Here is a 5,456-nt window from a genome sequence, read left to right as displayed (position 1 = left end):
CCGGCCGCTTCGGCGTCGCGCTGGCGCCGGGCGAGGCCCGGCTCTATGTCGGTTTTGCCGCCGGCTCCGGCATTACGCCGGTTCTTTCGATCGTGAAGGGCGTGCTGGCGCGCGAGCCGCACAGCCGGTTCTTTTTGTTCTATGGCAACCGATTAACCGGCGGCATGCTGTTTCGCGAAGCCTTGGAAGAACTCAAGGACCGCTTCATGCAGCGGCTCTCGGTGTTTCATGTGATCTCCGGCGAGGAGCAGGACATCCCGATCCTGCACGGAAGGCTCGACGGCGCGAAGGTGAGGGTGCTGCTGCGTTCGCTGGTGCCGGCGAAAAGCGTCGACCATGTCTTCATCTGCGGCCCGACCGGCATGAGCGAGGACATCGAGGCGACCTGCCGCGATATCGGTATTGCCGCTGAGCGCATCCATGTCGAGCGTTTTGTCTCGGGCCTTGGCGGCAAGCCGCGGCCGAAAGCGATCGTGCCGGCGAGCGCGCCGCCGAAAGCCTTTGCCGCATTGATCATCGACGGCAAGCGCCGTGAGGTGCCGGTCGCCGAAGGCGAGGCCATTCTCGACGCCGCGCTGCGCGGCGGCGTCGATCTGCCGTTCGCCTGCAAGGGCGGCATGTGCTCGACCTGCCGCGCCAAGCTGGTCGAGGGCGAGGCGCAGATGGAAGTGAATTACTCGCTGGAGCCGTGGGAGCTCGAGAAGGGATTCATTCTGACTTGCCAGGCCAAGCCTGTTTCGGACAGAGTCGTGGTGGACTACGATCATGTGTAATCGTCATTCCGGGGCGACGCGTCGGCGTCGAACTGCGATGTGCGATTGCACATCGGAGAATCTCGAGATTCCGGGTCTGGTCCTTCGGACCATCCCGGAATGACGGAGGAAGAATGAACATCAAGGCCACGCTTTCTCCTGACGACCTCGCGCGAGCCTGTGCGGAGGCGATGTGGAAGGATGACGACGCCAGCAAGGGTCTTGGCATGGAAATCGTCGAGATCGGGCCGGGCCGGGCGACATTGAGCATGGAGGTGGCGCCGCACATGGTGAACGGCCAGCGCATCGCGCATGGCGGCTTCATCTTTGCGCTGGCCGATTCCGCCTTCGCCTTTGCCTGCAACAGCCACAATGAGAAGGCGGTGGCGGCGCAGGGCAACATCACCTTCATCAGGCCGGGCAAACTCGGAGATCGGCTGATCGCGACGGCTCGAGAAATCTCGCGCAGCGGCCGATCGGGTATCTACGACGTGCGGGTCAGCGTCAACGAAACTGTCATCGCCGAGTATCGTGGCCATTCCCGCACCATCGGCGGCGACTGGCTGCCGGCATCCGACACCGACATCAAGCAAGAATAGCTCAACCAGGGAAACGTCCGATGGCTTCGACAAAACGCCGGATCGAAGGAAACGGCTACCTCGCCGAAATGGACGAGGCCGAGCGCGCCTCGCGCGACGAGATCATGGCTTTGCAGGTCAGGCGCCTCGCCTGGTCGCTGGCGCACGCCTACGACAATGTCGGCCATTACCGCAAAGCCTTCGACAAGGCCGGTGTGCATCCCTCCGACTTCAGGCAGTTCTCCGATCTTGCCAGATTTCCGTTCACGGTGAAAACCGACCTGCGCGACAATTATCCCTTCAACATGTTCGCGGTCCCGCGCGAGAAACTGGTCCGCGTTCATGCCTCTTCCGGCACCACCGGCAAGCCGATCGTGGTCGGATATACCCGGAAGGATATCGACACATGGTCGGACGTGATGGCGCGCTCGATCCGCGCGGCCGGCGGCCGCACCGGCATGATCATGCACAACGCCTATGGCTACGGCCTGTTCACCGGCGGCCTCGGCGCGCATTACGGCGCGGAGCGGCTCGGCTGCACCGTGGTGCCGGTCTCCGGCGGCATGACCGAGCGGCAAGTGCAGCTGATCAACGATTTCAAGCCCGACATCATCACGGTGACGCCGAGCTACATGCTGGCGATATTGGACGAATTCAGGAAGCAGGGCCTCGATCCGCGCAAATCGTCGCTGAAATTCGGCATCTTCGGCGCCGAACCCTGGACCAACGCGATGCGCGGCGAGATCGAAGCGGCGTTCGACATGGACGCCACCGATATCTATGGCCTGTCTGAGGTGATCGGCCCCGGCGTCGCCCAGGAGTGCGTCGAGACCAAGGACGGGTTGCACGTTTGGGAGGATCACTTCTATCCCGAGGTGATCGATCCCGAGACCGGCGTGGTATTGCCCGACGGTGAAAAGGGCGAGCTTGTCTTCACCTCGTTGACCAAGGAAGCGTTTCCGATCATCCGCTACCGGACCCGCGATCTGACGCGGCTATTGCCCGGGACGGCGCGGCCCGGCATGCGGCGCATGGAGAAGGTCACCGGGCGTTCCGATGACATGATCATCCTGCGCGGCGTCAACGTGTTCCCGACCCAGATCGAGGAAGTGTTGCTGGCGACCGACTGGTGCGGCGGTCACTTCATTATCGAGCTGACGCGCGAGGGGCGGATGGACGAGATGACGGTGCTGGCGGAAGCGCGCCCCGAAAGCTGGGACGGCAGCGGGCTCGTCGAGCACGCCGAGCGGGTCACCGCCTATATCAAGAACACCATCGGCATATCAGCGCGGGTCAAGGCGTTGGCCCCGGAAACCCTGGAGCGTTCGCTCGGCAAGGCCAGGCGCGTCTTCGACAAGCGGCCGAAGGGTTAGCCCGGCCATCATCTGCGGATGTTCGCCGCGACGAAGCGCGGATCTGCGATGACGACCCCGGGAATTCGGGTCGACATGGCATGTACGAAACCAATCGTATTTTGCTTGCACGCAAACGTTTTATTCCCCAGGCGCCGTGGCAAACGACAGCTTCGTTCTTTGTTCTTGACGGGCGTGGACGGGCATCCATCTAACCCATTATAGCAGCACGGAAATTGCATTCCATTTAAGCGGTGGTGGACGCCGCGGTCACAGCAGGTCCAAAGGAAAAATCGGTGCAGGACGGGGGCAATATCGTCATCGCGAGCGGGCTTCTGATCGGACTTGCCTTTGGCGCGATCGGCCTGTTGAGCGGCTTCTGCCTGCTCTCGGGCTTGCGCGGCTGGTGGGCCGATGGCGACAGTCGATTGATCCGGACTTACGCGCTGGCGCTCGGCACCGCGATCGCGGCGACGCAGCTACTGGCGGCCGGCAACGTCGTCGACCTCGGCAAATCGATCTATCTGCAACCGTCGTTCTCCGCGCCCTTGATGTTTTTCGGCGGCTTGCTGTTCGGCTACGGCATGGTGCTGTCGAACGGCTGCTCCTCGCGCGCGCTGGTGCTGCTCGGCCGCGGCAATCTGCGGTCGCTGGTGGTGGTGATCGTGATCGGCATCGCGGCGCAGATGACGCTGAAGGGCCTGGTCGCGCCGGCGCGGATCGCGATGCTGCAGGCCACCCAGGCCACGCCGAAAGTGGTTTCGCTGCCGGCGCTGTTGTCGACGCTTGGCGTCGGTGAAACCTTCGCGCGGACGCTCGCGGCTTCGGTGGTCGCGGGCGCGCTGATCATCTTTGCGTTCGCGCATGCGCCGTTCCAGCGCGCCTGGGGACAGATCGCGGCCGGCCTCGCCGTGGGATTGCTGGTCGCGGCCGGATGGTTCGCCACCGGCTATCTCGGTGCCGACGATTTCAATCCGGCAGCCGTCACCTCGCTGACCTTTGTCGCGCCGATCGCCGATTCCGTGCAATACGTGATGCTGTCGACTGGGCTGACGCCCAATTTCGGCATCGCCATGGTCGGCGGCGTCATCGCCGGAAGCCTGGTGACGGCGCTCGTTACCCGCCGCTTCCATTTCGAGGGCTACACCTCGCCACGCCACATGCTGCGTTCGATCGGCGGCGCGGTGCTGATGGGGGCCGGTGGTGCAATGGCTCTTGGCTGCTCGATCGGGCAGGGTCTTACGGGCCTGTCGACGCTGGCGCTGGCGTCGTTCGTTGCCGTCGCCGGGATTTTATCGGGCTCGGCGCTCGGCCTGCGCGGCGTGCTGCGCGTGCAGCCGTCGGTCGCGGCGCAGGATGCGCGGGTCACGATCCGGGACGGTCAGGCCCGCTGAAGCGTTTTCGAGCGAAAGCCTGTCCCGCACTTGATGCGGGATGGCCACCGGTTTGCGTGAAGAAAACGCGTCAAAAAAGACTCTACCGTGAGGTCGCAAGCCGCATCACGTCGAGATAGCCGGGACGAATTTCCATTCGCTTGATCAGGCCTTTTTCCACCAGCAATCGATGCGCCTCGGGCAGCCGGTAGCACGGCAGATACATGAACAGATGATGCTCGGCGTGGTAATTGACCCAATAGGGCGCGATCAGTAGCCGTTCGACGGGGCTCGCGAGCGTGGTTCGGGCGTGGCTGAACGGGTCTTCGCCGGTCGAGGTGCAGGCGTGCTCGGCGATGTTGCGGATGCGCGTCACCAGCGGCAGCCATGTGGCCATCGCCACCACCCAGACGCCGACATACCAGACGCCCGCGCCGGCCAGCCAGAACAACACGAACATCAGCGCATTCAGGCCGAGAAACCGCGCCATCTTGTCGGCGCCGGACGAAACAAAACTTTCGTGTGAGATCGGGTCATCCGCGTGGCTGCGGCGGAACAGCGACAGGAACAACGGCAGCCGCTGTTTGACAAACGTCTGGCCGGTAAGATCGCGGATCGCCTTGCGATAAAAACTGTCCTTGCTGATCGGAAACGGCGCCGACAGCGAAAGATCGGGGTCTTCCGGCTGCTGGGTGAACTTGTGATGCTGCAGATGGTAGGCGCGGTAGCTCGCCAGATCCGCGCCTACCGGCACCGCGCACAGCCATTGCCCGACCCATTCGTTGATCGCCTTGTTGGCGTGAATGCCGCCATGGGCGGCTTCGTGCATCAGGATGGCGAGCCCAAGCTGGCGCGCGCCGACGATCATGACCGCGATCAGCCAGGTCAGCGGGTTCGGCCACAGCGTGACCAGCGCGATGGCGGCGGCGATCGTGCCCCAGGCGTGAGCCACCAGCCACATCCCGCGCCAGGAGCTGCGCGAAGTCAGCCGGCTCCATTCCGCTGAGGTAAAGATGGTTTTGGGCTCGACGCGCGCCACGACCGGCATTGGTGGCTCCTCCGGGGAAATGATACGCCTGCGCGGTTGTTCGTCAATCCGCCGCGCGGGTCACGATGTGAATCTCCGAGGTCAGGGTGCGATGCACCGGGCATTTGTCGGCGATCTCGAGGATCCGCTTGCGCTGTTCGGCATCGAGCGCGCCCTCAAGGCCAATCGTGACGTCGATCTCGTCGAGCATGCCCTCCTTGGTCTCGCACTCGGCGCAATCCTGCGCATGGATCTTGCTGTGATTGAGCGTCACGGTGGCGCGCTCCAGCGGAAATGATTTGCGGTCGGCATACATCCGCATGGTCATGGACTTGCACGCGCCGAGCGCCGTGAGCAGGAAGTCGTAAGGCCCG

The 5,456-nt window shown here is 63.7% G+C and carries 6 protein-coding genes; 4 read left to right on the top strand and 2 right to left on the bottom strand.

Annotation, left to right across the window (positions count from 1 at the left end; translation table 11 throughout):
• The 4 genes from VK804_RS26795 to VK804_RS26780 all read left to right on the top strand — a co-directional run.
• A partial coding sequence (locus VK804_RS26795; protein ID WP_325375848.1) for a 2Fe-2S iron-sulfur cluster-binding protein occupies nucleotides 1-773 on the top strand: 773 nt, incomplete at its 5' end.
• A 113-nt stretch (nucleotides 774-886) separates the two neighbouring features.
• Nucleotides 887-1,351 (top strand): hydroxyphenylacetyl-CoA thioesterase PaaI, encoded by a 465-nt coding sequence (paaI, locus tag VK804_RS26790; protein ID WP_325375846.1) that lies wholly within the window; start codon nucleotides 887-889, stop codon nucleotides 1,349-1,351.
• A gap of 20 nt (nucleotides 1,352-1,371) precedes the next feature.
• A complete protein-coding gene (gene paaK, locus VK804_RS26785) occupies nucleotides 1,372-2,703 on the top strand; it encodes a phenylacetate--CoA ligase PaaK (RefSeq protein WP_325375844.1) in 1,332 nt (443 codons plus the stop codon).
• Nucleotides 2,704-2,978: 275 nt separating this feature from the next.
• Nucleotides 2,979-4,076 carry a YeeE/YedE family protein gene (locus VK804_RS26780; protein ID WP_325375842.1) on the top strand — a complete coding sequence of 366 codons (1,098 nt, stop codon included), beginning with the start codon at nucleotides 2,979-2,981 and terminating at the stop codon, nucleotides 4,074-4,076.
• Nucleotides 4,077-4,158: 82 nt separating this feature from the next.
• Here VK804_RS26780 and VK804_RS26775 read toward each other — a convergent pair whose 3' ends face one another.
• Together VK804_RS26775 and VK804_RS26770 are read right to left on the bottom strand one after the other, a co-directional pair.
• Nucleotides 4,159-5,103, bottom strand: coding sequence for a fatty acid desaturase family protein (locus tag VK804_RS26775; RefSeq protein ID WP_325375840.1), 945 nt, complete (start codon nucleotides 5,101-5,103; stop codon nucleotides 4,159-4,161).
• A 43-nt stretch (nucleotides 5,104-5,146) separates the two neighbouring features.
• Nucleotides 5,147-5,456 (bottom strand): OsmC family protein (locus VK804_RS26770; protein ID WP_325375838.1); only part of this gene is annotated, 310 nt, incomplete at its 5' end.

It is taken from the genome of Bradyrhizobium sp., from assembly GCF_035484855.1.
Classification (GTDB): Bacteria; Pseudomonadota; Alphaproteobacteria; order Rhizobiales; family Xanthobacteraceae; genus Bradyrhizobium.
This window is presented reverse-complemented; position numbering and strand designations above follow the sequence as displayed.